The organism is Streptomyces sp. NPDC025618 (assembly GCF_055558795.1).
Genome location: NZ_JBVHLW010000015.1, coordinates 38,057 through 64,735 on the forward strand (window position 1 = coordinate 38,057; position 26,679 = coordinate 64,735).

Annotated in this window: 23 protein-coding genes and 2 pseudogenes; 14 read left to right on the top strand and 11 right to left on the bottom strand. The window is 69.6% G+C overall.

Annotation, left to right across the window (positions count from 1 at the left end; genetic code table 11):
* Positions 1–57: 57 nt before the first annotated feature.
* The 4 genes from ACZ4A5_RS15580 (at position 58) to ACZ4A5_RS15595 (ending at position 4,756) form a co-directional block, all read left to right on the top strand.
* Positions 58–2,610, top strand: coding sequence for a DUF4118 domain-containing protein (locus ACZ4A5_RS15580; RefSeq protein WP_467583037.1), 2,553 nt, complete (start codon positions 58–60; stop codon positions 2,608–2,610).
* Between the two features lie 99 nt (positions 2,611–2,709).
* Complete coding sequence (locus ACZ4A5_RS15585; RefSeq protein WP_398870709.1) at positions 2,710–3,399, top strand: response regulator; 690 nt, start codon at positions 2,710–2,712, stop codon at positions 3,397–3,399.
* Between the two features lie 211 nt (positions 3,400–3,610).
* Complete coding sequence (locus ACZ4A5_RS15590) at positions 3,611–4,009, top strand: OB-fold nucleic acid binding domain-containing protein (protein ID WP_366005854.1); 399 nt, start codon at positions 3,611–3,613, stop codon at positions 4,007–4,009.
* A 3-nt stretch (positions 4,010–4,012) separates the two neighbouring features.
* Positions 4,013–4,756, top strand: a complete 744-nt coding sequence (locus ACZ4A5_RS15595) for a DUF3159 domain-containing protein (RefSeq protein ID WP_467583040.1) — start codon at positions 4,013–4,015, stop codon at positions 4,754–4,756.
* A 120-nt stretch (positions 4,757–4,876) separates the two neighbouring features.
* Here the strand turns inward: ACZ4A5_RS15595 and ACZ4A5_RS15600 are convergent, their stop codons facing one another.
* Together ACZ4A5_RS15600 and ACZ4A5_RS15605 are read right to left on the bottom strand one after the other, a co-directional pair.
* A complete protein-coding gene (locus ACZ4A5_RS15600) occupies positions 4,877–5,554 on the bottom strand; it encodes a potassium channel family protein (RefSeq protein WP_467583043.1) in 678 nt (225 codons plus the stop codon).
* Between the two features lie 112 nt (positions 5,555–5,666).
* On the bottom strand, positions 5,667–6,335 hold the full coding sequence (locus ACZ4A5_RS15605; protein ID WP_467583046.1) for a potassium channel family protein: 669 nt from the start codon (positions 6,333–6,335) through the stop codon (positions 5,667–5,669).
* A 669-nt stretch (positions 6,336–7,004) separates the two neighbouring features.
* Here ACZ4A5_RS15605 and ACZ4A5_RS15610 point away from each other — a divergent pair.
* From ACZ4A5_RS15610 to ACZ4A5_RS15650, 9 genes and pseudogenes are all read left to right on the top strand, one after another.
* A complete protein-coding gene (locus ACZ4A5_RS15610) occupies positions 7,005–8,465 on the top strand; it encodes an ATP-binding protein (RefSeq protein ID WP_467583049.1) in 1,461 nt (486 codons plus the stop codon).
* A 29-nt stretch (positions 8,466–8,494) separates the two neighbouring features.
* On the top strand, positions 8,495–8,893 hold the full coding sequence (locus tag ACZ4A5_RS15615) for a roadblock/LC7 domain-containing protein (RefSeq protein ID WP_398870864.1): 399 nt from the start codon (positions 8,495–8,497) through the stop codon (positions 8,891–8,893).
* Entirely contained in the window at positions 8,890–9,252 is a 363-nt protein-coding gene (locus tag ACZ4A5_RS15620; protein ID WP_366005847.1) for a DUF742 domain-containing protein, read from the top strand. The genes ACZ4A5_RS15615 and ACZ4A5_RS15620 overlap by 4 nt, the downstream gene beginning before the upstream one ends.
* A complete protein-coding gene (locus tag ACZ4A5_RS15625) occupies positions 9,230–9,850 on the top strand; it encodes a GTP-binding protein (protein ID WP_467583052.1) in 621 nt (206 codons plus the stop codon). Before ACZ4A5_RS15620 ends, ACZ4A5_RS15625 begins: the two co-directional genes overlap by 23 nt.
* Positions 9,847–11,316 carry a cytochrome P450 gene (locus tag ACZ4A5_RS15630; RefSeq protein ID WP_467583055.1) on the top strand — a complete coding sequence of 490 codons (1,470 nt, stop codon included), beginning with the start codon at positions 9,847–9,849 and terminating at the stop codon, positions 11,314–11,316. Before ACZ4A5_RS15625 ends, ACZ4A5_RS15630 begins: the two co-directional genes overlap by 4 nt.
* Positions 11,298–12,413, top strand: a complete 1,116-nt coding sequence (locus tag ACZ4A5_RS15635) for a cytochrome P450 family protein (RefSeq protein ID WP_467583058.1) — start codon at positions 11,298–11,300, stop codon at positions 12,411–12,413. The genes ACZ4A5_RS15630 and ACZ4A5_RS15635 overlap by 19 nt, the downstream gene beginning before the upstream one ends.
* Positions 12,414–12,539: 126 nt before the next feature.
* Positions 12,540–14,651, top strand: a complete 2,112-nt coding sequence (locus ACZ4A5_RS15640; protein WP_467583061.1) for an APC family permease — start codon at positions 12,540–12,542, stop codon at positions 14,649–14,651.
* Between the two features lie 84 nt (positions 14,652–14,735).
* Positions 14,736–16,064, top strand: coding sequence for a class I SAM-dependent RNA methyltransferase (locus ACZ4A5_RS15645; RefSeq protein ID WP_467583065.1), 1,329 nt, complete (start codon positions 14,736–14,738; stop codon positions 16,062–16,064).
* Between the two features lie 296 nt (positions 16,065–16,360).
* Positions 16,361–16,678, top strand: a pseudogene (locus ACZ4A5_RS15650) (DUF5655 domain-containing protein); the annotation flags it as partial.
* 1,022 nt (positions 16,679–17,700) lie between these two features.
* Here the strand turns inward: ACZ4A5_RS15650 and ACZ4A5_RS15655 are convergent.
* The 7 genes from ACZ4A5_RS15655 to ACZ4A5_RS15685 form a co-directional block, all read right to left on the bottom strand.
* Positions 17,701–18,009, bottom strand: a complete 309-nt coding sequence (locus ACZ4A5_RS15655) for a winged helix-turn-helix domain-containing protein (protein ID WP_467583068.1) — start codon at positions 18,007–18,009, stop codon at positions 17,701–17,703.
* Positions 18,006–18,440, bottom strand: a complete 435-nt coding sequence (locus ACZ4A5_RS15660; RefSeq protein ID WP_467583071.1) for a hypothetical protein — start codon at positions 18,438–18,440, stop codon at positions 18,006–18,008. Before ACZ4A5_RS15660 ends, ACZ4A5_RS15655 begins: the two co-directional genes overlap by 4 nt.
* Positions 18,441–18,494: 54 nt before the next feature.
* Positions 18,495–19,256, bottom strand: a complete 762-nt coding sequence (locus ACZ4A5_RS15665) for an ABC transporter permease (protein ID WP_467583074.1) — start codon at positions 19,254–19,256, stop codon at positions 18,495–18,497.
* Positions 19,253–20,272 carry an ABC transporter ATP-binding protein gene (locus tag ACZ4A5_RS15670; protein WP_467583077.1) on the bottom strand — a complete coding sequence of 340 codons (1,020 nt, stop codon included), beginning with the start codon at positions 20,270–20,272 and terminating at the stop codon, positions 19,253–19,255. Before ACZ4A5_RS15670 ends, ACZ4A5_RS15665 begins: the two co-directional genes overlap by 4 nt.
* Before the next feature lie 117 nt (positions 20,273–20,389).
* Entirely contained in the window at positions 20,390–21,268 is an 879-nt protein-coding gene (locus ACZ4A5_RS15675) for a thiopeptide-type bacteriocin biosynthesis protein (protein ID WP_467583080.1), read from the bottom strand.
* Between the two features lie 2 nt (positions 21,269–21,270).
* On the bottom strand, positions 21,271–23,718 hold the full coding sequence (locus tag ACZ4A5_RS15680; protein WP_467583083.1) for a hypothetical protein: 2,448 nt from the start codon (positions 23,716–23,718) through the stop codon (positions 21,271–21,273).
* Between the two features lie 410 nt (positions 23,719–24,128).
* Complete coding sequence (locus ACZ4A5_RS15685) at positions 24,129–24,734, bottom strand: TetR/AcrR family transcriptional regulator (protein ID WP_467583086.1); 606 nt, start codon at positions 24,732–24,734, stop codon at positions 24,129–24,131.
* A 34-nt stretch (positions 24,735–24,768) separates the two neighbouring features.
* Between ACZ4A5_RS15685 and ACZ4A5_RS15690 the strand changes: the two genes are divergently transcribed.
* Positions 24,769–25,266: a DoxX family protein gene (locus ACZ4A5_RS15690; RefSeq protein ID WP_467583089.1), complete on the top strand. Its 498-nt coding sequence runs from the start codon at positions 24,769–24,771 to the stop codon at positions 25,264–25,266.
* A gap of 40 nt (positions 25,267–25,306) precedes the next feature.
* On the opposite strand, the gene ACZ4A5_RS15695 is transcribed toward ACZ4A5_RS15690, so the two are convergent.
* Entirely contained in the window at positions 25,307–25,729 is a 423-nt protein-coding gene (locus tag ACZ4A5_RS15695) for a hypothetical protein (RefSeq protein WP_467583092.1), read from the bottom strand.
* A pseudogene (locus ACZ4A5_RS15700) lies at positions 25,659–26,597 on the bottom strand (IS5 family transposase). Before ACZ4A5_RS15700 ends, ACZ4A5_RS15695 begins: the two are co-directional and overlap by 71 nt.
* Positions 26,598–26,679: the final 82 nt, after the last annotated feature.

Genomic DNA, 26,679 nt, shown 5'->3' on the forward strand with positions numbered 1-26,679 from the left:
CCTCGGGACGGACAACCGTTTCGAACACGGTCGCGTTTCGTGAAAGACAATGGGGCCATGGGACGCGGCAAGCTTCGGATCTACCTCGGCGCGGCACCGGGCGTCGGCAAGACGTACGCGATGCTCTCCGAGGCACACCGCCGGGTCGAGCGTGGCACGGACGTCGCCGTCGGTTTCGTGGAGCACCACGGCCGGCCGCGCACCGAGGTCCTGCTGCACGGCCTGGAGGAGGTGCCCCGGCGCGAGATCGTCTACCGGGGGACCGTCTTCAGCGAGATGGACGTCGACGCGGTGCTGGCCCGCCGCCCCGCCGTCGCCTTCGTCGACGAGCTGGCCCACACCAATGTGCCGGGCTCCCGCAACACCAAGCGGTGGCAGGACGTCGAGGAGCTGCTCCAGGCGGGCATCGACGTCGTCTCGGCCGTCAACATCCAGCACCTCGAATCACTCGGTGACGTGGTCGAGTCGATAACGGGCGTCCGGCAGCAGGAGACCGTCCCCGACGAGGTCGTCCGCAGGGCGGACCAGATCGAGCTCGTCGACATGTCGCCGCAGGCCCTGCGCCGCCGCATGGCGCACGGCAACATCTACAAGCCGGACAAGGTCGACGCCGCCCTCTCCAACTACTTCCGGCCCGGCAACCTGACCGCGCTGCGCGAGCTGGCGCTGCTGTGGACGGCCGACCGCGTCGACGAGTACCTCCGGCAGTACCGCACCGAGCACAGCGTCTCCACCATCTGGCAGGCCCGCGAGCGCATCGTCGTCGGCCTCACCGGCGGCCCCGAGGGCCGCACCCTGATCCGCCGCGCGTCGCGCATGGCCGCCAAGGGCTCCGGCAGCGAGATCCTCGCCGTCTACATCGCCCGCAGCGACGGCCTCACCTCGGCCTCGCCCAAGGAGCTGGCCGTCCAGCGCACCCTGGTGGAGGACCTCGGCGGGACCTTCCACCACGTGATCGGCGACGACGTGCCGGCCTCGCTGCTGGAATTCGCCCGCGGGGTCAACGCCACCCAGATCGTGCTCGGCTCCAGCCGCCGCAAGACCTGGCAGTACATCTTCGGCCCCGGCGTCGGCCAGACCGTCGCCCGGGACTCCGGGCCGGACCTCGACGTCCACATCGTCACCCACGAGGAGGTCGCCAAGGGGCGCGGCCTGCCCGTCGCCCGCGGCGCCCGCCTCGGCCGGGGCCGCATCGTGGGCGGCTGGATCGCCGGTGTCGTGGCCCCCGCGCTGCTCAGCCTGCTGCTCACGCACATCGACCCGGACCTCGGTCTGGCCAACGACATGCTGCTGTTCCTGTGCCTGACGGTCGCGGCCGCGCTCCTCGGCGGCCTCCTCCCGGCACTCGCCTCGGCGGCCTTCGGCTCGCTGCTGCTGAACTACTACTTCGTCGAACCGCTGCACCGGCTGACGGTCACCGACCCCAAGAACATCGTCGCCATCGCGATCTTCGTGTTCGTCGCGGTGTCCGTGGCCTCCGTGGTGGACCTCGCCGCCCGCCGCACCCACCAGGCCGCCCGGCTGCGCGCCGAGTCCGAGGTGCTGTCCTTCCTCGCCGGCAGCGTCCTGCGCGGCGACACCAGCCTCGACGCCCTGCTGGAGCGGGTCCGGGAGACCTTCGCGATGGAGTCCGTCGCCCTGCTGGAACGCGCCAGCGAGGTCGACCCCTGGACCTGCGCGAGCAGCGTCGTCACCAGCACCGGCAAGCCCCTGGTGCGCCCCGAGGACGCCGATGTGGACATGCCGGTGGGCGACAACATGGCCCTGGCCCTCTCCGGCCGGGTGCTGCCCGCCGAGGACCGCCGCGTGCTCGCCGCCTTCGCCGCCCAGGCCGCGGTCTTCCTCGACCGGCAGCGGCTCGTCGGCGAGGCGGAGCGGGCCCAGGAGCTCGCCGAGGGCAACCGGATCCGCACCGCCCTGCTGGCCGCCGTCAGCCACGACCTGCGCACACCGCTCGCCGCGATCAAGGCCGCGGTGACCTCCCTGCGCTCCGAGGACATCGCCTGGTCCGAGGAGGACGAGGCCGAGCTGCTCGCGGGCATCGAGGACGGCGCGGACCGCCTGGACCACCTCGTGGGCAACCTCCTCGACATGTCGCGGCTCCAGACCGGCACCGTCACCCCGCTGATCCGCGAGATCGACCTCGACGAGGTGGTCCCGATGGCACTGGGCGGGGTCCCCGAGGGCAGCGTCACCCTCGACATCCCGGAGACGCTGCCCATGGTGGCCGTCGACCCGGGGCTGCTGGAGCGCAGCGTCGCCAACATCGTCGAGAACGCCGTGAAGTACAGCCCCGGCGGCACCCCCGTCCTCGTCGCCGCCAGCGCGCTCGGCGAACGCGTGGAGGTGCGCGTGGCCGACCGGGGCCCCGGGGTCCCCGACAGCGCCAAGGACCGCATCTTCGAGCCCTTCCAGCGCTACGGTGACGCGCCGCGCGGGGCCGGCGTCGGCCTCGGTCTCGCGGTCGCCCGGGGCTTCGCGGAGGCCATGGGCGGCACGCTCACCGCCGAGGACACCCCGGGCGGCGGGATGACCATGGTCCTCACGCTGCGGGTGGCCGCCGGCCACCCGCCCGTCCGTCCGGAACTGCCGGCCCATGCCACCTCCTGACCGACGGCGACACCCGGGCGACGCCCCGCACAGACAGCTCACCGACCAAGACCCCGGGCCCAGTGGATGGGCCCGAACGAACAGCAGAGGTGGTTCCGCATGAACCGGGTGCTCGTGGTGGATGACGAGCCGCAGATCGTCCGCGCTCTCGTGATCAACCTCAAGGCGCGGAAGTACGAGGTCGACGCCGCCCCCGACGGCGCCACGGCACTCCAGCTCGCCGCCGCCCGCCACCCCGACGTGGTCATCCTCGACCTCGGCCTGCCCGACATGGACGGCGTCGAGGTGATCAAGGGGCTGCGCGGCTGGACCCGGGTGCCGATCCTCGTGCTCTCCGCCCGGCAGACCTCCGACGAGAAGGTGGAGGCGCTCGACGCGGGCGCGGACGACTACGTCACCAAGCCCTTCGGCATGGACGAGCTGCTCGCCCGGCTGCGCGCCGCCGTCCGGCGCGCGGAGCCGACCGGGCCGTCCGCCGCGGGCGACGACGCGATCGTCGAGACCGAGGTCTTCACCGTCGACCTCGCGGCGAAGAAGGTCAACCGCGGGGGCCGCGATGTCCGGCTCACCCCGACCGAGTGGCACCTGCTGGAGGTCCTGGTCCGCAATACGGGGCGTCTCGTCAGCCAGAAGCAGCTCCTCCAGGAGGTCTGGGGCCCGTCCTACGGCACGGAGACCAACTACCTGCGGGTCTACATGGCCCAGCTCCGCCGCAAGCTCGAACTGGACCCGTCGCATCCGAAGCACTTCATCACCGAGCCGGGGATGGGGTACCGCTTCGAGGGCTGAGGGCGCGGGGCGGGGCTTGGCCGGGGGTCCGGGGGTTGTCCCCCGGGGGTCGCGGTATCACCGAGCCGGGGATGGGGTACCGCTTCGAGGGCTGAGGGCGCGGGGCGGGGCCGGGGGTGTCGCCGTGGAGGGGTGAGGGGGACCGAGCCCGTGCGGGGCGCCTGTATGACGCACGGGCCCCGCGTGGATGGGCCGACGGTACGCTTGATTCATGAGTGCCGTACCCCGTTCCGAGAAGCCGACCGGCCGTTTCCGCCGGATGCTCGACCGGCTGTCCACCTCGCAGGAGGACCTGCACTCCGCGGAGCTGCAACAGGACGCGGAGGCCGTCGGTTGCACGCGCATCTGCGACTGCGACGACCGTCAGATAGTCAAGGTCACCGGCACCCTGCGGACCGTCACGCTCCGCCCCCGTGCCGGGGTGCCCGCGCTGGAGGCGGAGCTGTTCGACGGCTCGGCGGCGCTCGACGTGGTGTGGCTCGGCCGTCGCTCCATCGTCGGCATCGAGCCCGGCCGTAAGCTGATCGCCTCCGGCCGGGTCTCCATGAGCCGCGGACGCCGGGTGCTGTTCAATCCCAAGTACGAACTCCGACCGCTCGGACAGGAGTAGCGGGTGACGTCTCTCGACAAGCCGACGGACCAGCAGGAGCAGGGCGCCGACGGCGCCGACACGAGATCGGCCACCGAGGCGGCCCTCTTCGAGGCGTTCGGCGGAGTGCGGGGCATGGTCGAGACGACCGTGCCGGGCCTGGTCTTCGTGGCGATCTACACCGTCAAGCGGGACATCCACGTCGCGGCCATCGCGGCGCTCGGCCTGTCCCTGGTGCTGGGCATCGCGCGCCTCGTCGGCAAGGACACCCTCAAGCACGCGTTCAGCGGTGTCTTCGGGGTCGCCTTCGGCGCGGTGTTCGCGATGATGTCCGGCGACGCCAAGAACTTCTATCTGCCGGGCATGCTCTACAGCCTCGGGCTGGCCGTGGCGTACATCGTCACCTCGATCGCCGGCTATCCGCTGCTCGGCCTGATCCTCGGCCCGGTGTTCAAGGAGAACCTCTCCTGGCGCACCCGCAACCCCGGCCGCAAGGTCGCCTACACCAAGGCCAGCTGGGCCTGGGGGCTGATCCTGCTCGCCAAGTCGGCGATCCTCTTCCCTCTCTACTGGTGGGGCGACGCGACGTCCCTGGGCTGGGTCAAGGTGGCCCTCGGCATCCCGCCGATGCTGCTCTCCGTCTACCTGACGTGGATCTTCCTGGCGAAGGCCCCGGCGCCGATCGATGTGTTCGCGGAGATGGAAGCGGCGGAGCGCGCGGAGCGCGCCTCCGCGGAGCCTGAGTCCGTGGTGCGGGACGCCTCGTAAGACTGGGGTCCGTCGCGCGGGGCTCCGCCCCGGGCCCCGGTCCTCGAAAACGCCGGACGGGCCGAAGTCCGCGGACCGTGGTCCATGAACTTCGGCCCGTCCGGCGTTTCGCTGCCTGCCTCAGCCCGTGACGTCCTCGCGGCGCACGGACAGCAGGTCCTCCAACTGCTCCTCGCGCGCCGGGGCCGCCACGAAGAGGAGTTCGTCGCCGGCCTCCAGCGCGTCCTCCTTGTTGGGGGTCAGCACGCGGTTGCCGCGGATGATGGTCACCAGCGAGGTGTCCTCCGGCCAGTCCACGTCGCCCACGCGCGTGCCCGCGAGGGCGGACTCCGGCGGCAGGGTCAGCTCGACGAGGTTGGCGTCACCCTGGCTGAAGCGCATCAGGCGCACCAGGTCGCCGACGCTCACGGCCTCCTCGACCAGGGCCGACATCAGGCGCGGCGTCGAGACGGCGACGTCCACGCCCCAGGACTCGTTGAAGAGCCACTCGTTCTTGGGGTTGTTCACCCGGGCCACGACCCGCGGCACCCCGTACTCCGTCTTCGCGAGCAGCGAGACGACCAGGTTGACCTTGTCGTCACCCGTCGCGGCGATCACCACGTTGCAGCGCTGGAGCGCCGCCTCGTCGAGTGAGGTGATCTCGCACGCGTCGGCCAGCAGCCACTCCGCGAGCGGCACGCGCTCCACCGAGATGGCGGTGGGCGCCTTGTCGACGAGCAGCACCTCGTGCCCGTTCTCCAGCAGCTCACCCGCGATGGAGCGCCCCACGGCGCCCGCACCGGCAATAGCAACCCTCATCGTGCTTCTCCGTTCTTCCCCAGAGCCGACGCCTGGGCGGTGCCCCCGTCTCCGCCCACGCGGCGAAAGCGCGCGTCGTCGGTCTGCGGCCCGGCGGCCGCGTGCGCGGCGCTCACCGGTGCGTCTCCTCGGGACCCTCGGCACACGCGGCCTCGACCTTCGCGACCTCGTCCGTGCGCATCATGACGTGCACCAGGTCGCCCTCCTGCAGGACCGTCTGCGACGTCGGCAGCATCGCTTCACCCAGCCGGGTGAGGAACGCCACGCGCACGCCCGTCTCCTCCTGGAGCTGGCTGATCTTGTGGCCCACCCAGGAGTCCGCGATCGGCACCTCCGCGAGCTGCACACCGCCGCTCGGGTCGCGCCACAGGGGCTCGGCGCCGGACGGCAGCAGCCGGCGCAGCATCTGGTCCGCCGTCCACCGCACGGTGGCCACCGTGGGGATGCCCAGGCGCTGGTAGACCTCGGCGCGCCGCGGGTCGTAGATGCGGGCCGCGACATTCTCGACACCGAACATCTCCCGGGCCACCCGGGCCGCGATGATGTTGGAGTTGTCGCCGCTGCTGACCGCGGCGAACGCCCCGGCCTCCTCGATGCCCGCCTCGCGCAGGGTGTCCTGGTCGAAGCCGACGCCGGTCACCCGCCGCCCGCCGAAGCCGGAGCCCAGGCGCCGGAAGGCGGTGGGGTCCTGGTCGATCACGGCGACCGTGTGGCCCTGCTGCTCAAGGGTCTGCGCGAGGGCCGAGCCCACTCGGCCGCAGCCCATGATCACGATGTGCATGACGATTACCCCGTGCTCCGGACTACCGCGCTGACCTGCACCAACAACCTGCTCACATCTTCCCTTGTTGTTCTTCTGTTCGACTCATGGGCCCGCGAGCGGCACGCTCCGCGGTGTCGACGCGGTGCGCCCACAGGAGGGTGGTCCGTGTCGGCGCACGGGACCACCGTATCCGCTGTGCCCTGGGGCGCGCGCCCGAGCCCGGCGGCCGTCGGCGCGGGCCGGTGGGGGGCGCGTCGAACGATCAAGGCGGGTGATGATCGCCCCGCCCCGTGGGGCCCGTTCCCGGCCACCGCCACCCCATGCGGCCGGATCGCCTTCCCGGTCACCCCGCCGATGGGCGAGGAAAGAGGAGTACCCGCTCGATGGCCGACGATTGACCGCTTTTGCGGGTGCGTCACGGCGCGCGTGGCGCGATCATCGCGCTGTCCGGTGCCGAGGAGGCGCCACGTCCATGACGTTCCCTCACCTTGCCGTCGGGGCAGCCCTCGTACGGTTTCCTCGCACGAGGGATGGGTACGGATGCGTGTTCGGTAAAGCGTGGGCGAAGATCGGCCACGCGACCGTTCGCGTGGTTAGGATGATCGGCGTATTCCGCTTCCGGGCGGGACGTTCAGGACACCGACCCCGTACAGCCGACCGTATGCCCCCTTCGCCCGCGAGGAATTGATGTCACATCACATACCGGAGGCGGTGAGCTGGTGCCTGGCCGCCGCGCTGGTCGTCGTGGCGGTGCTGCTGGTGCGCCAGCGGAGCATCACCGCCGCCGTGCGCAGGCGCGTCGCCGCGCTGGAGGACAGCCTCCAGACACGTGACACCGAAGTCAGGCACCTGGTCACCGTCCGGCTCCCGGCCGTCACGGCGTCCATGCACCAGCCGGTGCCCCTGCCCGGACTGCTCGACGAGCGGCTCGGCGGCACCGTCTTCGCCCAGGGCCTCCAGGCCGTGATGGACACCTTCACCCAGGCCGTCGACAAGGCCCAGGCCCGCGCCGACCAGTCCGCGAAGGCCGCGCTCAAGGCGTCCATGCGCGCCCTCCAGGGCCTCGCGCACGAACAGCAGCTGGCCATCTCCGACATGCAGGAGCGGCACGACAACCCCGACGTGCTGCGCGACCTGCTCCAGATCGACCACGCCAACTCCCAGTTCGGCCGCCGCGCCCAGGCCATCGCCGTCCTCTGCGGATCCTGGCCCGGCAGGCAGCGCGCCGCCTCCCCGCTTACCGACGTCGTCCGCGGCGCCACCTCCCGCATCCGCGACTACCGCCGCGTCAAGGTGCACAACCACGCCGACGTCGCCGTCGTCAGCCGGGCCGTGGAACCCGTCGTCCTCGCCGTCGCCGAACTCCTCGACAACGCCGCCCGCCACTCCCAGCCCAACACCACCGTCGAGGTCGGCCTCCAGCCCGTGCACAACGGCGCCTGCGTGGTCATCGACGACGCGGGCGTCGGCATGAACGCCCAGGAGATCCAGAGCGCCGCCGGACTCCTCTCCGGCCAGCGCACCGTGGACGTCTCCCGGCTCGGCGACCCCCCGCAGTTCGGCTTCCCCGTCATCGGGGTGCTCGCCTCCCGCTACGGCTTCAGCGTCTCCGTCGACACCCGCTCGCCCTACGGCGGCGTACGGGCCGTCGTCTTCCTGCCGAGCGCCCTGCTCAGCCAGATCGACCTCGACGGGCCCGACACCACCCCGCTGGCGCCGCCCACCCGCGAGGGCGGCCCGGCCCGTACGGCCGCCGGCGCCGTACGCGCGCCGGAGCGCCCGGCACCCGCGCCGCGGGAACACCCCGAGCCCGCGCCCGACGTCTTCCCGCCCTCCGCCATGCCCCCGGCGGACGCCGGAGCCATCACCGGCTCCACGGCAGGCGGGCTCCCCAAGCGTCGCCGCCGGCAGCCCGCGCCCCAGCAGCCGGCCGCGCCCCTGCCCGCCGAGCGGCACACCGGGCCCTCCGCCGCGCCCGACGGACCGCCCGCGCCCGGCCCCGCCGCCCCCGAGCGGACCGCGGAGGAGACCGCCCGCCGCATGGGCGCCTTCGCCCGCGGCACCCGCTCCGGCCGCGCGGGCAGCACAGGCCCCGCCGGTCACCCCGACCCGGCACCCGCAGACGACGAAGGGAACCCGTACGCGTGAACGACCACCTCACCAACGAGCTCGGCTGGATGCTCGACGAGGTCGTGAAGATGCCGGAGGCCCGGCACGCGATCCTCCTCTCCGCCGACGGGATGCTCCGCGCCCGCTCCGGGGGCATCGACCGCGACGAGGCCGAGCGGCAGGCCGCGGCGCTCTCCGGGCTCCAGTCGATCAGCCGCTCCACCTCGGAGTTCTGCACCCACCAGAACCAGCAGGACACCCCCTGGCGGCAGACGCTCGTGGAATTCGCCCACGGCTACGTCTTCCTGATAGCCGCCGGCCCCGGCGCCTACCTCGCCGTCTCCGCCACCGCGGACGTCGACATGGAAGCCGTCACCTACCGCATGCAGAAGCTGGTCGACCGGCTGGGGAAGGAGCTCACCAGCCCGCCCCGGCAGGCCGCCTGGCACGGCACGGGCACCCCATGACACCCCCGGCGCCCCGGCGCGGACAGGGATTAGTGCGGCCGTACGTCGTCACCGACGGCCGGGCCCACCCCACCCGCAACACCTTCGACCTGGTCACGTTGGTCATCGCCCAGTACGACCGGCCGCTCGGCGGGCTCAGCCCCGAAAAGCGCCGGCTCATGGAGCTCTGCCTCGGCGGCCCGCTGTCGGTCGCCGAGATCGCCGGACACCTGATGCTGCCCGTCAGCGTCACCAAGGTGCTGCTCGGCGACCTCGTCGACAGCGGCCACCTCATCACCCGGGCCCCCATCCCCTCGGCACAACTCCCCGAGGCCCAGATCCTTCAGGAGGTACTGGATGGACTCCGCGCTCGCCTCTGAGGGAGCGGTCTATCTGCGGCAGAGCGTGCAGACCGCGGCGAAACTCCTCGTCGTGGGCCACTTCGCGGTCGGCAAGACCACCTTCGTCGGCTCCCTGTCGGAGATCCGGCCGCTGCGCACCGAAGAGACCATGACCCAGGCCGGCGCCCTCGTCGACGACCTCGCCGGCATCGAGGGCAAGAGCACCACCACGGTCGCCATGGACTTCGGCCGCGTCACCCTCAGCGACAGCCTCGTCCTCTATCTCTTCGGCGCCCCCGGCCAGCAGCGCTTCACCCGGCTCTGGCAGGACATGACCCGCGGCGCGCTCGGCGCCCTCGTCCTCGCCGACACCCGGCGCCTGGAGCAGTCCTTCGACGTCATGGGACTGCTGGAGGAGCACGGCCTGCCGTACGCCGTCGCCGTCAACCACTTCGACGGCGCGCCCGCCCACCCCGAGGAGGAGATCCGCGAGGCCCTCGACCTTCTCCCCGAGACCCCGCTGATCACCTGCGACGCCCGGGACCGGGTCTCCTCCACCCGCGCCCTGATCTCCCTCGTGGAATACCTCCGCGACCGGCAGCGTACGCAGCCCCGCACCGCCCAGGAGCCCGTGTGACCCACCGCCCCGACGCGGGCACCGCGCCCCCGCCCGTCCCCCCGCCGGGCTGCCCCGCCCACCAGGCGGCGCCCACCCCGCTCCACGGGCCGGACTTCGCCGCCGACCCGCACGCCGTCTACCGGCGGCTGCGCGCCCAGGGCCCCGCCGCCCCCGTCGAGCTGGCACCCGGCGCCCACGCCGTCCTCGTCACCGACTACCGCGCGGCGCTCGACGTCCTGCGGAGCACCGACACCTTCGGCAAGGACGCCCGCCGCTGGCGCGCCCTCGCCGACGGCCGCGTCGCCGCCGACAACCCCGTCGTCCCGATGATGGCCTACCGCCCCAACTGCCTCTTCTCCGACGGCGAGGCGCACCGCCGGCTGCGCGCCGCCGTCACCGACAGCCTCTCCCGCATCGACCCCAACGCCCTGCGCGGCTACGTCGAGCGCAGCGCCGACACCCTCATCGACCGGTTCGCCACCCTCGGCGAGGCCGACCTCCTCGGCGCGTACGCCAAGATGCTGCCGCTGCTGGTCTTCCAGCAGCTCTTCGGCTGCCCGCCCGAGATCGGCGACCGGCTCGTCGAGGGCTTCTCCGGGATCTTCGACGGCGTCGACCACGAGCGCGCCGACGCCCTCATCACCCAGAGCCTCGTCGAGCTCGTCGGCCTCAAGCACGTCAAGCCCGGGGCGGACATGACCTCCTGGCTGATGGCCCACCCCGCCCGGCTCACCGACGAGGAGATGCTCCACCAGCTCGTCGTCCTCATCGGCGCCGGCACCGAGCCCCAGCAGAACCTCATCGCCAACGCCCTGCGGCTGCTGCTCTCCGACGACCGCTTCGCGGGCGACCTCGCGGGCGGCAGCATGCCCGTGGAGGACGCCCTCGACGAGGTCCTCTGGCTCGACCCGCCGATGGCCAACTACGGCGTCCACTACCCCTTCCACGACCTCGAACTCGGCGGCGTGCCGCTGCGCGCCGGGGAGCCCGTCGTGGTGAGCTTCGCCGCCGCCAACACCGATCCCGCCCTCCTGTCCGACCAGCGCACCGGCAACCGCGCCCACCTCGCCTGGAGCGCGGGCCCGCACACCTGCCCCGCCAAGGACGCCGCCCGGCTCATCGCCGCCGTGGCCGTCGAGAAGCTCCTCGACCGCCTGCCCGACCTCGAACTGGCCGTCCCCGCCGACCGCCTGGTCTGGCGGCCCGGCCCCTTCCACCGCGCCCTGACCGCCCTGCCCGTGCGCTTCCCGCCCGTGCACCCCACGCGGCCCGCGCCCGCCCCGGCGGGCCCCCACGCGCACTCCCTCCGCCAGCCCCCTCGTCAGCCGGCCGACACCCCTGGAGACAGTCGATGGAAAGCCAGCTCGCCCCCCTCCGTATCGACCCCACAGGCCGTGACATCCACGGAGAGGCAGCCCGCATCCGGGCCCGGGGCGCCGCAACGCCCGTGGAGCTTCCTGGTCAGGTGGTGGCGTGGGCAATAACCACCCAGCCCCTCCTCAGGCAGCTGCTCACCGACCCCCGCGTCTCCAAGGACCCGCGCCGGCACTGGCCCGCCTGGATCAACGGTGAGATATCCCCGGAGTGGCCGCTGTTCACCTGGGTCGCCGTGCAGAACATGTTCACCGCCTACGGCAGCGACCACAAACGGCTGCGCACCCTCGTCTCCAAGGCGTTCACCGCCCGCCGCACCGCCGCTCTGCGCCCGCGCATCGAGCAGCTGACCGCGGGCCTCCTCGACGGCCTCGCCGCCCGCCCGCACGGCACCCCGGTCGACCTCCGCGAGGACTACGCCTACCCCATCCCCATCCAGGTCATCTGCGAGCTCTTCGGCGTCACCGACGAGGCCACCCGCGAGGGCCTGCGGGCCTGCGTCGACAGCATCTTCCACACCTCGGCCGACCCCGACGAGGTCACCGCGACCTACGCCCGGGTCTACGAGGTGCTCGGCGGCCTGATCGCGCAGAAGCGGGCCACCCCCGGCGACGACATGACCAGCGTCCTGATCTCCGCCCGCGAGGAGGACGGCTCCCGCCTCAGCGAACAGGAGCTCGCCGACACCCTCCTGCTCGTCATCAGCGCCGGGCACGAGACCACCGTCAACCTCCTCGACAACGCCATCCATGCCCTCCTCACCCACCCCGGCCAGCTCGCCCTCGTGCGCGAGGGCAGGGCGAGCTGGGACGACGTGATCGAGGAGACCCTCCGCGTCCAGGCCCCCGTCGCCAACCTGCCGCTGCGCTACGCCACCGAGGACATCGAGCTCGACGGTCTCACCCTCCGCAAGGGCGACGCCATCGTCGCCGCCTACGCGGCCGCCGGACGCGACCCCGCCCTGCACGGCGCCGACGCCGGCGACTTCGACGTCACCCGCGCCGTCAAGGACCACCTCGCCTTCGGCCACGGTGTCCACTACTGCCTCGGCGCGCCGCTGGCGAAGCTCGAAGCGGCCGTCGCCCTGCCCGCCCTTTTCGAACGCTTCCCCCGGCTCCGGCTCGCCACCGACCCCGGCGAGCTGCGGCACGTCGAGTCGTTCATCTCCAACGGACACCGCGCCCTGCCCGCCCTCCTGCATGGCTGACCAGGCACTTATCAGGCCCCGACAAGATCGTCCAGCTTTCGGTGCGGGAATGCGGCGTGCGCCACATTCCCGCACCGGAGGGTGGCGGGTGGGCGTACAAGAGACCGAACCCTTACGATCCTCTGCGTGTCCAAATTGACCGACCTGCCGAAACGGATCCTCATCGGCCGGGCGCTGCACAGCAACAAGCTGGGCGAGACCCTTCTCCCCAAGCGCATCGCCCTCCCCGTCTTCGCTTCCGACCCGCTCTCCTCCGTGGCATACGCGCCGGGCGAAGTGCTGCTCGTCCTGTCCGTGGCAGGTGTGTCCGCCTACCACTTCAGCCCCTGGATCGCCCTGGCGGTCGTGGTGCTGATGTTCACGGTGGTCGCCTCGTACCGCCAGAACGTGCACGCCTACCCCAGCGGTGGCGGTGACTACGAGGTCGCCAACGTCAACCTCGGCCCCAAGGCGGGCCTCACCGTCGCCAGCGCCCTGCTCGTCGACTACGTCCTGACCGTCGCCGTCTCCATCGCCTCCGGCATCGAGAACCTCGGCTCCGCCATCCCCTTCGTCGTCGAACACAAGACGGCCTGCGCCATCGGCGTGATCGTCCTGCTCACGCTGATGAACCTGCGCGGCGTGCGGGAGTCGGGCAAGCTCTTCGCCATCCCGACCTATGTCTTCGTCGGCGGCGTCTTCATCATGATCGCCTGGGGCGCCTTCCGCGGCCTGGTCATGGGCGACACCATGAAGGCCCCCACCGCCGACTACACCATCCATGCCCCGCACCAGGGCCTCGCCGGCTTCGCCCTCGTCTTCCTGCTGCTGCGCGCCTTCTCCTCCGGCTGCGCCGCCCTCACCGGCGTCGAGGCCATCAGCAACGGCGTCCCCGCCTTCCGCAAGCCCAAGAGCAAGAACGCGGCCACCACGCTCGCCCTCATGGGCGGCCTCGCGGTCACCATGTTCTGCGGCATCATCGCGCTGGCCATGGTCACCAAGGTGCGGATGGCCGAGAACCCCGCCACCGACCTGCTCAAGGGCGGCGTGCCCCTCGGCGACGGCTACACCCAGAACCCGGTGATCTCCCAGGTCGCCGAGGCGGTCTTCGGCAGCGGCTCGTTCCTCTTCATCGTGCTCGCCGCCGCCACCGCCCTCGTCCTCTTCCTGGCCGCCAACACCGCGTACAACGGCTTCCCGCTGCTCGGCTCGATCCTCGCGCAGGACCGCTACCTGCCGCGGCAGCTGCACACCCGCGGCGACCGGCTCGCCTTCTCCAACGGCATCGTGCTGCTCGCCGGCGCCGCCGCCGTCCTCACCTACATCTACGGCGCGGACTCCACCAAGTTGATCCAGCTGTACATCGTCGGCGTCTTCGTCTCCTTCACGCTCAGCCAGACCGGCATGGTGCGGCACTGGAACCGCCACCTGCGCACCGAGACCGACCCGGCCAAGCGCCGCCACATGAAGCGCTCCCGGGCCATCAACAGCTTCGGCGCCTTCCTCACCGGCCTCGTCCTCGTGGTCGTCCTGCTGACGAAGTTCACGCACGGCGCCTGGGTCGCCCTGCTCGGTATGGTGATCTTCTACGCCACGATGACGGCCATCCGGAAGCACTACGACCGGGTCGCCGAGGAGATCGCCGTCGACGAGGAGCCGGGCGACGAGGCCGTGCGTCCCTCCCGGGTGCACTCCATCGTCCTGGTCTCCAAGGTCCACAAGCCGACCCTGCGCGCGCTGGCCTACGCCAAGCTGATGCGTTCCGACACCCTCGAAGCCCTCAGCATCAGCGTCGACCCGGCCGAGACCAAGGCACTGCGCGAGGAGTGGCAGCGCCGCTCCGTCGACGTCCCGCTGAAGATCCTCGACTCGCCCTACCGCGAGATCACCCGGCCGATCATCGACTACGTCAAGAGCCTCCGTAAGGAGAGCCCCCGCGACGCGGTCAGTGTCTACATCCCGGAGTACGTGGTCGGCCACTGGTACGAGCACCTGCTGCACAACCAGAGCGCGCTCCGCCTCAAGGGCCGGCTGCTCTTCACCCCCGGGGTGATGGTCACCTCGGTGCCGTGGCAGCTGGACTCCTCCGAAGCGGCCAAGAAGCGGGCCCGCAAGCGGGCGGAGTGGAACGCCCCCGGCGCGGTCCGGCGCGGCCCCGTCTCGGCCCCGAAGAAGGAACCCAGGAAGGACCTCAAGAAGGACCTCAAGAAGGACCTCAAGAAGGACCTCAAGAAGGAAAGAGCCGCCACGAAAAAGTAGGCGGCAGGAGCAGGGGGCGGCGGGACGTAGACTGAACGGCTGTTGTCCCGCAGCCCCCTCTCACCTCTCTGGAGTCGACCCGCCATGCAGCACGAGACCGAAGCATCGCTGGTCGGCCACGAGTACGAGGTGGAGGTCGGCCCGGTCGCCCACGGCGGGCACTGCGTCGCCCGCACCGAGGCCGGCCGGGTGCTCTTCGTCCGGCACGCGCTGCCCGGCGAGCGCGTCGTCGCCCGGGTCACCGAGGGCGAGTCGACGTCGCGCTTCCTGCGCGCCGACGCCGTGGAGATCCTGACGGCGTCCAAGGACCGCGTCGAGGCGCCCTGCCCCTTCTCCGGCCCCGGCAAGTGCGGCGGCTGCGACTGGCAGCACGCCAAGCCGGGCGCCCAGCGCCGGCTCAAGGGCGAGGTCGTCGCCGAGCAGCTCCGGCACCTGGCCGGCCTGACCCCCGAGGAGGCCGGCTGGGACGGCACGGTCGTCCCGGCCGAGGGCGACAAGCTCCCCGCGGGCGAGGTCCCGGCCTGGCGCACGCGCGTCCAGTACGCGATCGACGCCGAGGGCCACGCGGGCCTGCGCAAGCACCGCTCGCACGACGTCCAGGTCATCGACCACTGCATGATCGCCGCGCCCGGCGTCTCCGAGCTCGGCATCGAGAAGCGGGAGTGGCCGCAGATCGCGTCCGTCGAGGCGATCGCCGCCTCCGGCTCCGCCGACCGCCAGGTGATCCTCACCCCGAAGCCGGGCGGCCGGCTGCCGATCGTCGAGCTGGACAAGCCGGTGTCGGTGATGCGCATCGGCGAGAAGGACAAGCAGGTCCACCGCGTGCACGGCCGCCCCTTCGTCCGCGAGCGCGCCGACGAGCGCACCTACCGCGTGGGCGAGGGCGGCTTCTGGCAGGTCCACCCCAAGGCCGCCGACACCCTGGTCAAGGCCGTCATGCAGGGCCTCATGCCGCGCAAGGGCGACATGGCCCTCGACCTCTACTGCGGTGTGGGTCTGTTCGCGGGCGCCCTCGGCGAGCGCGTGGGCGAGAAGGGCGCGGTGCTGGGCATCGAGTCCGGCAAGCGCGCGGTGGAGGACGCCCGCCACAACCTCCAGGACCTGGAGCGCGTCCGCATCGAGCAGGGCAAGGTCGAGTCGGTCCTCCCGCGGACGGGCATCAAGGAAGCCGACATCATCGTGCTGGACCCGCCGCGCGCGGGGGCGGGCAAGCAGACGGTGCGTCACCTCGCTTCGCTGGGTGCGCGGCGGATCGCGTATGTCGCGTGCGATCCGGCGGCGCTGGCGCGGGATCTCGCCTACTTCGCGGAGGAGGGGTACAGGCCGGTGAAGCTGCGGGCGTTCGATCTCTTTCCTATGACGCATCATGTGGAGTGTGTCGCGATCCTTAAGCCCACGGGAAACCGCCTCTGACCTGCGGTTTTACCCGGCGTGCATTATGTGCGCTATGGGCGTTAGGGGCGAATTTCTGACGCTGAAATGACGCTCGTGACGCTCGTTTGACGCTCGTCGGGAGGGTGGCCAGCGAGCACAAAACCGCCCGTCGACTGGGCTTTGAGTCCGGTCGACGGGCGGCAGCGTTTGGGTAGGACAAGGGGCCTGCGCAGGCGGCGGGGCACGCCTCCCGAAGTCCTTTGACGTGCGCTCACGCCTCCGGAAACAATCCTGTCCCCGCGGATCGTTGTGATCCGCGAGGACAAGGGGGACGGGTGTCGAGTCTGAGGTTGTTCAACGTCGCGGATGGCGGCGCAGCAGAGGTGGTGCCGGCCACGGCGGTGCGTGAGAGGCATCTGCAGGAACTGGTCGAGAGGAACATGGAGGCGCTGCTGGGCGTGCGCTTCCTCGCGAGCGAGTACAGCACCGGGCCCCGGCACGGCGGCCGGATCGACTCGCTGGGCCTGGACGAGAACGGCGCGCCCGTCATCGTGGAGTACAAGCGTGGCCAGAGCGCGGGTGTGCTCCCGCAGGGTCTTTTCTACCTTTCCTGGCTGGCGGACCACCGGGCCGAGTTTCAGCTCCTGGTCCGAGTGCCGCCCCCATTCTCAAGACGGACCCTGTTGCCGACATCAACCGCTCCGAAGTCCGTCGCAGCAAGAGTGGGCGTGGAAAGTCTCGCTCGGCGTCGGTCGTGTCGTCCTCGCCTTCGCGACGCTTCATTCCTCGGCTCCGATGGCTTCGTCCCTCGTCCCAGCCGCGTGGTGGCGTCGATCACTCTGCTCGTCATCCCGTGCATTCTGACCCTGTGGGGCATGACCGAAAAGACTCACACTGCCGCTTCTGGCCAACCGGACTTGCCCTGTACCTTCTGGACCTCCCCGTTGGCCTGGCTGTGCAACGCGAGATTGTGGCAGAGATGTACTTTCCAGGCTCTTCTGGCAACGGCCTGAAGTGCGCTGGTGCTCGTGGTGTCGGTCTTGCTGATCTGTCTGATCTGCTGGAACACCCGAGTCCGCAGGGCTGCTGTCCCCGATGGCGATTGCGAACGAGCGGCCGAGACCACGCCCTCGCACGAACCCGGCTGAGCCGTTGCTACTCGGGTGCCGAGGATTCAGTGAACCGTTTTCATCCCGACGGCACAGGATGAAAGCGGTTCGGCCATCTCTGGAAACCAACCGACACTTGGCGACGGGCATGAACGGCTGTCCGTCCTGTTCCCCAAGCCCCGCCTGCCGGGCCTGTGAGGATCGCCTGCAGTGCAGGCAACACTGGCGGCTGAGGCCGTCATATCCGTTCTCCTGCCCCAGCCCCTGCAGGAGATCTAGACACGAGTCCGGTATGAGCAGGAAACCCGTTCGTGGCAGGAGCACTACGCGATCCGTGCTGGCTGCGAATCCACCATCTCCGAAACCGTCCAATCCCACGGCCGACGTCGCTGCCGCCACACGGGACAGCGGAGACCTATGTTCAGCACGTCCTCACCGCCGCCGGAACCAACATCATCCGGCTCAACGGATGTTTCCCACCGGGCAGCGCATCACCATGCCAGTCCAGAGCCTCCACCAGACCCTGACCTGAAGATCACCAGCGGCGTCCAAGAGCGGAGCCAGTGTCATCCAGCGCGCGGGCCCCAGTCGGCGATCTCGCGTAGGGCGGTCAGGTGGCGGCTGAGGGCTGTGCGACCTTCTGTTGTGAGGGATAGCCAAGTGCGGGCGCGCTTGCCGATGAAGGCTTTGCGGACTTTCAGGTATCCGGCTTCCTCCAGCAAAGAGATCTGCTTTGACAGAGCAGAGTCCGTGACCTCGATGGTCTCGCGGAGGGTCTTGAAGTCGGCCTCGTCGACCGAGGCCAGCGCGGCAACGATGGAGAAGCGCACCGGTGCGTGGATGATGTTGTCGAGCGATTTCCGCGGATGCGTCACGGCGTACTCTCTGTGGTGCGAACGGCCTTGCGGTCCAGTATGCCGACCAGGAAGAACGGCACAGCACACAGGACCGCTCCTGGTACCCACCACAGCGGCTCGCCGGAGAAGACGGCTGTGCCAAGGGTGACCGTGAGGGTGTAAATGCCCGCTCCAGCCGCAGTGATGATGGCGTACAGCGCCCGGTAATGGCGCGGGACCACTGGGCGCGTCGCCGTGTAGATCACAAGAAGCATCAGCGGGAGCAGCAGTACGACCGGAACGGCGTACCGTACGGAAGGCTGAATCACCAGTCCATACACAGCCGTCAGCACCATCATCACGAGGCCCAGAAGGAACACCAGGGTAGCGTGCCTCCGGGTTCCGTTATGGATCCGCGAAGCCAGTGCGTCCGCAGAAGCGAGGGCTTCCCTTGCTTCCTTCTTGTCCATTGTGGTGCCTTCTTTCTCGGTGTGACACTGGGGAATACGGTCCGGCGCTCGTACTTACCCGGTTTCGCCCTGGTCCCACTTGAACGTACGCACGGCAAGGAAGACTGCCACGACGGTGGTGGCGGTAACGACCAGGAGCGACAGCCACACTGGGTGGTACGGGTCACCATGCGACATCTGTGTGAGCATTAGGTCTGCGAAGAAGGACGTAGGCAGCAGGCTCAGCGTCGTGCGGACGGCAGCGGGCATGAGATCCAGCGGGAATGCCAGACCGCTCAGGAACAGCGCCGCGAGCTGGACGAGCGTACCCACGTTGGCAGCAGCGTCCGGTGAGGACAGCCGCCCGCCGATCAGGTAGCCGAACCCACCGAACATTGCCAGGCCCAGCAGCGCGATCCCGAAGAGGGCCGGAAGCCGACTCGGCTCCACTTTGCCGAGGGCAACCGCCAGCGTGAGCAGCACGGCCGCCTGGGCGATGACCATGACGACCCTGGCGAGCATGTGCGTGAACACCAGCCGTGCCCGGCCGACAGGGGTGGTGCCGAGCAGCCGCAGCGTGCCCTTGGCGCGCAGGTTGGCCAGAGGTCCTGCGGTGACGGTCAGTGCGGAACTGGTGACGGCCAGGAAGATCGCCATCGGGATGACGAGCTGGAGGAAGTCAGGGGTGTCGGATTTCTGCGGAATGACCGAGCCGATGCAGAGGAAGATGCCCAGCATGCCGAAGGGGAAGAACAGCGCAAAGTAGAAGTACTTCGGGTCGCGGATGAGTTCACGCACGTGGAGGAGCGCCAGTTCACGAGAGGTCAGGGAGATCACGCCATCACGCCTTCCGCTTCGGCGGACTCTTTGCTGGTGTCCGCTCCGCCTGCGTTTGCTCCGTCGGCTGCCTCATGGAAGGAGACCCCGGTCAGGAGGCGGAAGACAGCTCCCAGTCCGGCCTCCTTGAGCTGGATCTGCCGGGCGCCGAGCGGGCCTGCGAGCAGGGCGAACGCCGCGTCGGAGTCGCTGGTCCGAACCACCACCCGGGTGCCGTCGTCGGTGGCGTGGGTGTCCACGCTGGATACCCCGGCCGTGCCTCGCAGTTCGGTCAGATCGGTGCCTGTGGGGACGGTGAAGTGCAGTTCTCGATCGGGTGAGTGGGTGCTGATCAAGTCCCGCGGGGCTCCGCAAGCGGCGACCGTGCCTTTGTGCAGCACGGCCACCCGGTCGCAGAGCATCTCGGCTTCCTCCATGGAATGGGTCGAGAGCAGTACGGTGCCACCGGCCTTGCGGTGGTTACGGACCGCGTTCCACAGTTCCTGCCGTGCGTTAGGGTCCAAGCCGGTCGACGGCTCGTCGAGCACCAGCAGGTGCGGGCGGGAGATGAGCGCCGTACCCACGAGCAATCGCTGCCGTTGGCCGCCCGAGAGCTTCGCCACCCGGACGTCGCGTGAGTCCGTCAGACCCATCTTGGTGATGATGGCGTCGGGGGTGTCAGGGTCGGTGAAGAAGGAGGCCCAGACCCGAAGCAGTTCCGCCACTGTCTGCTGCTCGAACACCGCGGCCTGTTGCGGCTGGATCGCAACGCACTTGCGCACCTCGCAGCGCTGTGCAACGGGGTCATAGCCGAGGACTCGAACTGTGCCCCCAGTGGGGCGGCGCAGACCGACCAGCGTCTCGATGGTGGTGGTCTTCCCGGCGCCGTTGGGGCCGAGCAGACCGAAGATCTCTCCGGGCCGCACAGCCAGGTCGATGCCGGCCATAGCCACGATGTCGCCGTTGGGGCCCGGATAGCGCTTGGTGACGTTCGTCAGCATGATCGCCGCGTCATAAGACGGGTCGTGTTCAGGCATTCCGCGTCTGCCTCTCATCGGTTGCCGCTGAGATCTCGCTGTGCCGGATGTAACTCTGGCACTAACTTTCCGAATCGGCAAGTGGGTGCACAGAAGGAAACCTGCGGGCAGCGGAGCCTAGTTGGCCGAGGCGAGGACGCCGAGCAGGCTCTCCTCGGCTGGTACGAATCCCCAGCGGTTGAGGTCCATGTGCAGGTAGTGAAGAAGCAACACCTGCCTTGGCACGGGGTTTTGGTCCCCCGCAGCCCCGTCGAGGGTGCGTACAACTGCCTCGATGTGTGCCTCAATGCCTTCTCTGAGGCCAGAGCCGAGGCGTGCGGCGGCTGTACGGGTGCCATTCGCCGCACGGGAGAGAAGACGGCGCAGTTCCTCCTGCTCCGGGGCGGCCATGCGTAACTGTCGGCCCCACTGGCGCCGGTGCGCTGTCCAGAACTCCGCCCGCGCTCCCTCGTGGAGCGCCGCTTGCACGAGAGCTCCCATGTACGTGACGGCCAGCGCTGCTCGGTCAAACAGTGGGTCGAGGGAGCCGAGCCCGTGGTCGTTGTACCAGCGGCAGGATGCCGTGAACAGCACTTCGGCCCGCGCCACCCCGGCCGACCCGCCATATTTGGCGAGCTCTGGCGCGTACACGCAGAAGCGGGCCTGTTTGACCAGGGGCAGTCCCTGAGGCACAGAGCCGGGGATGAGGCGTTCCGCGGCGACGGGCCTGCCGAGTGAGTTGAGTAGCTGGACGAGCTCGGGCAGCCGGTCGTGGATACGGTCGACGCCGTCGGCGGAGCACTTGAGGCGCAGCCGCAGATGGTGGCCGCTCATATCCCAGTAGCGGGTGAAGAACCAGGCCGGGGCCTTCTCCTCGGCCGCCCGCGATGCGAGCCAAGAGGTCAGTACGCGGGTGGCCTCGTCCATCAGGTCCGGGTGCCCGGGGTAAGCACGGACGTACCACCAGTCCGTGTCCACAGCCTGCTTGTATCGGTCCGTACGGTCCAGAAGCTCCACGGTCAGTTCTCCTTGGGCCAGGAAAGCAGGGCCACGTGCTCGGTGGCCCGTGGTCGGCCAAGGGCATCGCGCTGCGGGTGCAGAGAGCGCTCGGGAAGAGCTTCTACCAGGCGGAGGTAGTTGGTCTCCGGGCTCAACCACTGATGGAGTACATCCATAGAGAGCGGCGAAGCCAGGGAAGCCCACATCGGCTTACGGTCGGCCGCCATACCAAAGGTGGCGCCCGTGTTGGCGAGCTGATGCACGAAGACCTCCTCAGGGATCCCGTGGGCTCGCCGGAACTCATCGATCCGGACCATGAGTCCGGTTTCATCGTGCTCGCCGGTTTCAGCACGTGGGATCGTTCTGGTCGGCACGATCCATGAGGCGCGCCGAGTGACGACGCGGCCCTGCGGACCGTCTGTGATTCGGGGTAGCGTCACCACGTCGTTGCCGCAGTGCGAACTCAGCTCGTAGGCCTTCGTCATTGTGTAGTCGGAGTGCGGCGACCCGTTGACCCATGGGTCGGCGAGTATGGCGAGCAGCCGGATGTACGACTGGAGCAGATGCTGTGGGATGAGTCCCAGGTAGGCAAGGCCGATGGGGTCGCCGGCCCGGTCGAAGAGGGAGAGGGTGTGGTTGTCCGGGTCGTGGGCCAGTACGGTCTTGTCCAGCGTCATCCCATCATTCGCACCGACCTCTCCCGGCAGTAGCAACGGCGGCAACAGCCCGCCGCATTCGGCTTGCACGGTGTTGCAGTCGGTCCACACCACCAGCTCCCGGCAGCGCACTCCGTTCCAGCAGTGTTCGATATGCGAGGCGAGGCGGTTCCGGAAGCCGCCGCCGAGCAGCTTGCTGAACCTTGTGAACAGCCCTCCACTGCCTGCCCCGAACTGATTGACCACGAGCCGGTATTGGCCCGCCCTGACAGCACCCTGGCTGGCGGCCTCCAGCTGGAAGAAGACGCCGACGTTCGGCGGTGCACTGGTCGGTCCGACCGGAAGCCAGGCCCGGTCTCCCGGCTTGCGCCGACTCGTCATGTCTGCGAACAGGGCATGTTCGAGCGGCAGGTTGGCATCCCGGTCAACGGTGAGCCGCATCAGAAAGCTGAGTGGATCCTGACAGACACCGCCAATACCGAACTCTGCGACGAAGCTGTCCAGGAGGAAGTCGTAGAGATGCGATCGGAAAAGGTACGGCCGCATCTGCTCGCCCAGCGCAGTGAGGTCCGCTCGGACCTCGGACACGGTCAGTGGATCGGGCAGGTCAAGGCCAGTCTCCCGGTCTTCGTAGATCAGTCCGCTGGGCTTGCGCTCGCTGCGGTCACTGTGCTCATTCCAACCAGCGGTCAGTTCGCGGAGCCCCGCGACGGCGGCGATCCGGCCTCCTACGTTCTCATGCCGGGCGCGGGCGCCGAGGACGTGCGCCCGCTGTAGGTCCGCGCGCGCGATCAGGGAGGCCGATACGTCGCTGTCCAACAGCCTGGCCATGGCCGGGAAGGGGTCCTCGCCTTGGTTCCAGGGCGGCACTGGATGCACGAGCCCGGCGCCCAGCAGTCGGCGGAACCGGGCGAAGGGACGGGCGCCGCCGAGAGTGGCGAGGAGTTCGGCAAGGGTGACGTGCGGCGGGAGTCCGACGAGCAAGGGGAGTGCATGGTCCGCCTCGACCGCTCGGTCGTGGCGCCAGATGACCCCTTCGGTGATGAGTACCTCGCTGTGCAGCAGCAGCCCGTCGGGTTCGGTGGGGGTGCCGGGTCGGATGGGGGCGACCCGGTAGCGCAGCAGCCCCGCTGTCGACTCGTCCTGCGCCAGTCTGCGCAGTGCCAGATAAGCCAAAGTGGCGGACGTACGGCTGCGCGCCCGGCGCTGTCCCGGCGTACCGGCCTCGCCGACTGTGGTCAGTCCGGAGAAGGGGCTGGTCTTCACGGCTGCGCGGGCGACGTACGAGTACCAGGTCTTCAGTTTCCTGGTCGAGCGCGCCTTCCGGTGGCGATGCTGGATCCAGTCGGGAGCGGCAAGCGCCAGGGACTCGGCGAACCTGCTCTCCCCGTCCTCGGAAGCGGCGTCCTCAAGTGCCTGGTGCAGGGCGCGGACCGCCTGTTCCCGGTCCTCGCCGAGCTGCACACGGAGCTGCTCCAGCAGCCCCTCCCGCTCCTCGGTGATCCGTATCCAGGCATCCAGGAGTGCGGACTGCTGGGGCTCTAGCTGTTCTGCCAGGCTGCGCCGTACGTCCTCGCCCCAGGGGAGGGGGGCCAGCCGGTTGACAGACCGCTTTCCGGCCAGGACTTTGCGGCGTAGCGGAACGTTATCGTCGAGCTGGGGGACGAGTTCGAAGAGGGCGTCGATGAGTTCGGGTGCCAGCGTGCTTAATCGTTTGGATGTTGAAGCAAGTTCACAAAGCAGCTTGCAAGTTGCTGGGGCTACCAGGTCCAGCGCGTCGGAGGGCAGGCCTGCCACCCTGGTCAGCAGCACGGGCGAGACAAGAGGAGAGATCATCGGCCTACCACCGAGAGCACGAGGTCCACGGTAGTCGGCAGCGCGTGGAGCATGGCGAAGGCAAGGAAGCAGGCATAGGCCACGGAGAAGACCCCGTACGCCATGTAGCCACGGCGGGCCCGCACAGTGAGGTTGGCGAGATGCGCAGGCAGTGGCTGGCGTCGGGTGGTGTGGCGCAGCAGTGCGAAGGCCCTGCCGCGGCCGTTGGTGACTCCGGTAGCCGCTTCGATCGCCGTGTAACCGTCACTCGGCATCAGCGGGTTGACGTTGATGACCAGTAAGTGGGTGTTCTGCGAGGATTCACCGGTTTCAGCTTGAGTTTACGTCTGGGCTGGCCGGTGCCCTGGGTGAGGGCGCACGGGCCCGAGCGGCCGTCCCGGGACCGCTCAGCCGTCGTTTGCAGCCAGGTCCCCGTTGTTGCGGCCGTCGAGGAAGGCGCGGATCGCCTGGCGGGCCCGCTGTTCTGGTGGGGTGCCCTGTTCGGTGGGGAGGGCGTTGCTCAGCCAGAGGGTGGCGAAACCGTGCACGAGCGACCAGGCGGCGATGCCCGCGTCCCGGGTTCCGGTGCCGGGCAGATTGGGGGCGCCATAGAGGAGTTCGCCGGCGCGCTGCTGAGCGGCGCGCAGTGCCGGGTCGTCGCCCTGGTGGAGGTGGGGCTGGAACATGACCTCGAAATGTGCGGGGTGGCTGAGTGCGAACTGTACGTAGGCCACGCCCATCTCCGCGAAGTCGGCGGTCTGTTCCTGTGCGTTGTGCATCAGGTCGGCCAGTGCGTGGAAGCCCTGGGTCGCCAGCGCCGTCAGCAAGCCCTCACGGCTGCCGAAGTGGTGCGTCGGTGCGGCGTGCGAGACGCCTGCACGCCGAGCGAGTTCGCGGAGGCTGACCTTTGCCACGCCGGATTCGGAGATGGCGGCGGCCGCGTGGTTGAGCAGTGCGCGCCGTAGATCTCCGTGGTGGTACTGCTGTGTCCGTCCGTTGAGGGGGGCGTTCATCGCGGCAGTCTAGCCGAATCTTGACATTGACAAGATGCCGTACATAGATTTCGATCTTGCCATTGGAAAGATTGAAGACGGAATGATTGAGGTGCGCATGGCGCCGTTGATGACCCTGCTCGTCGGATCTGCTCTGGCGTGGCTGCTGGGGCTGGCAGGCGTGGACGCGCTGGAAGGATGGCAGGCGGCGCTGCGAGTCGGTCTGGCCGCGATGTTCGCGCTGACCGGCACGGCGCACTTCACCCGACGGCGCGCGGATTTGACCCGCATCGTTCCCGCGCGCCTGCCCAGGCCCGAACTGCTCGTCACGATCACCGGTGTGCTGGAGCTCGCCGGGGCGGTCGGGCTGCTCGTCCCCCTCACCAGCCGTCTGGCGGCGGGGTGCCTGGGGGTGTTGATGGTGGTGATGTTCCCGGCCAACGTTCGCGCGGCCCGAAGCGGCGTCCTGCTTAGCCCCCTCAGTCGGCTCGCTCCGCGCACCGTACTGCAGATCGTCTTCCTGACGGCCTGCCTCGCGGTCGCGCTCTCCTGAGCGACCTCTGACTTGGTGTCCTGTGTTGGTTCGCCGAATTTCAGGTTGAGTTGAGGTCCGGGGTGGCCGGTGCGGGCTGAGCCAGGGTGAACAGGCCAGGTTCGGGCTCGGCGAGGATGTCGCGGTCGACGAGGCGTTTCAGCTTGGCGCGGATGCTCTCGGTGTGCCGCGGTTCGGTGCCGATGCCCAGCGTCTCGCAGACCTCCTTCGCGCGGAGCCCGTACCCAGCCTGCTCGAAGGCAGCGAGGACCTCACGGTAGCCGGGCGGCAGCGGCTCGGGCGGCTCGGTACCGTCCTCGGAGGCCAGTTCCAGCATCGTCTCGCGAGTGATGTCCAGGCGTTCCAGGGTGCGTTCGGCGGCGGCGAGTTGTTCGGTGAGCAGTGCGATCTGCTCACGCAGTTGTCCGGCCGTCTCGCGTACCAGCTGCTGCCGGGCCTCGATCTTGTCCAGGAGATGCTTCATCGATGTTCCGGTTCGTCGGAGGCGAGGGGTGTCGGGTGGGCGGGTCGCGCCAGGTCGCAGTGGTGGTGCGGGTGAGGCGGTGGAGCATGAGGCCGGTCATGGACCAGTGGATCCAGGCCACTGAGCTGGCCGGCTTGGTCTCGTAATCGCGCACGAGGCGTCTGTGCAGCATGAGGGTGCCGAGCGTCTGCTCGACCACCCATCGCTTCGGCTGCGGGGTGAACCCTTTCGTCCCCGGCTCGCGCTGCACGATCTCGACGTCGATTCCGAGGCGGGCGCCGTGCTCCACGACGGCCTCCTTGAAGCCGGCGTCGGCCTATGCCTTCGTCACGGTCGGCGCGCTCGCGGCGGCCTTGTCCAGCAGCGTGATGCCGATCGCGTTGTCGTGCACGCTCGCGGCGACCACGACGACCGCGATGATCAGGCCGAGGACGTCGGTGGCGATGCCCCGTTTGCGGCCCGGGCTCCTCTTGCCTGGATCCTGCCCGGTCGTCTCCTTCGGTGCGTTCGTCGAGGCCCGCACGGTCTGGGAGTCCAGGACAACGGCGGTGGGGTCCTCGCGCCGCTTGCGGCTTTCGCGGATCTGCCAGCGCAGCAGGTCATGGAGGGTCTCGGCGGTGCCGTCGTCGCGCCGTTTGGCGAAGTAGTAGTACACCGCGCTCTTCGGCGGCAGGTCGTGGGGCAGGTAGCGCCACTGACAGCCGGTGCGCGCCTGGTACAGGATGGCGTTGACGACCTCCCGCATCTCGTACTGTCCCTCGTGCCCGCTGACCGAAGGGTGCTTCGCCTTCCAGGCGGTGATGACTGGCCGGATCAGCTCCCAGGCTCCATCCGACAGATCGCTCGGGTACGCAGGCCGCTCACACACGTCCACCAGCACACCGCAGCCGCGGCGAACCGCAAGGCCCGGAACCGGACAACCTGCCTTCAAGCCCTACGGGAACCGCCCA

What these genes read in the sequence shown, in the direction of transcription:
- ACZ4A5_RS15695 (WP_467583092.1), bottom strand. Translation starts at nt 25,729, where the DNA reads ATGAAGCATCTCCTGGACAAGATCGAGGCCCGGCAGCAGCTGGTACGC.
- ACZ4A5_RS15670 (WP_467583077.1), bottom strand. Translation starts at nt 20,272, where the DNA reads ATGCCTGAACACGACCCGTCTTATGACGCGGCGATCATGCTGACGAAC.
- ACZ4A5_RS15590 (WP_366005854.1), top strand. Translation starts at nt 3,611, where the DNA reads ATGAGTGCCGTACCCCGTTCCGAGAAGCCGACCGGCCGTTTCCGCCGG.
- ACZ4A5_RS15645 (WP_467583065.1), top strand. Translation starts at nt 14,736, where the DNA reads ATGCAGCACGAGACCGAAGCATCGCTGGTCGGCCACGAGTACGAGGTG.
- ACZ4A5_RS15610 (WP_467583049.1), top strand. Translation starts at nt 7,005, where the DNA reads ATGTCACATCACATACCGGAGGCGGTGAGCTGGTGCCTGGCCGCCGCG.
- ACZ4A5_RS15580 (WP_467583037.1), top strand. Translation starts at nt 58, where the DNA reads ATGGGACGCGGCAAGCTTCGGATCTACCTCGGCGCGGCACCGGGCGTC.
- ACZ4A5_RS15690 (WP_467583089.1), top strand. Translation starts at nt 24,769, where the DNA reads ATGCCGTACATAGATTTCGATCTTGCCATTGGAAAGATTGAAGACGGA.
- ACZ4A5_RS15600 (WP_467583043.1), bottom strand. Translation starts at nt 5,554, where the DNA reads ATGAGGGTTGCTATTGCCGGTGCGGGCGCCGTGGGGCGCTCCATCGCG.
- ACZ4A5_RS15625 (WP_467583052.1), top strand. Translation starts at nt 9,230, where the DNA reads ATGGACTCCGCGCTCGCCTCTGAGGGAGCGGTCTATCTGCGGCAGAGC.
- ACZ4A5_RS15620 (WP_366005847.1), top strand. Translation starts at nt 8,890, where the DNA reads ATGACACCCCCGGCGCCCCGGCGCGGACAGGGATTAGTGCGGCCGTAC.
- ACZ4A5_RS15605 (WP_467583046.1), bottom strand. Translation starts at nt 6,335, where the DNA reads ATGCACATCGTGATCATGGGCTGCGGCCGAGTGGGCTCGGCCCTCGCG.
- ACZ4A5_RS15685 (WP_467583086.1), bottom strand. Translation starts at nt 24,734, where the DNA reads ATGAACGCCCCCCTCAACGGACGGACACAGCAGTACCACCACGGAGAT.
- ACZ4A5_RS15585 (WP_398870709.1), top strand. Translation starts at nt 2,710, where the DNA reads ATGAACCGGGTGCTCGTGGTGGATGACGAGCCGCAGATCGTCCGCGCT.
- ACZ4A5_RS15660 (WP_467583071.1), bottom strand. Translation starts at nt 18,440, where the DNA reads ATGGACAAGAAGGAAGCAAGGGAAGCCCTCGCTTCTGCGGACGCACTG.
- ACZ4A5_RS15615 (WP_398870864.1), top strand. Translation starts at nt 8,495, where the DNA reads ATGCTCGACGAGGTCGTGAAGATGCCGGAGGCCCGGCACGCGATCCTC.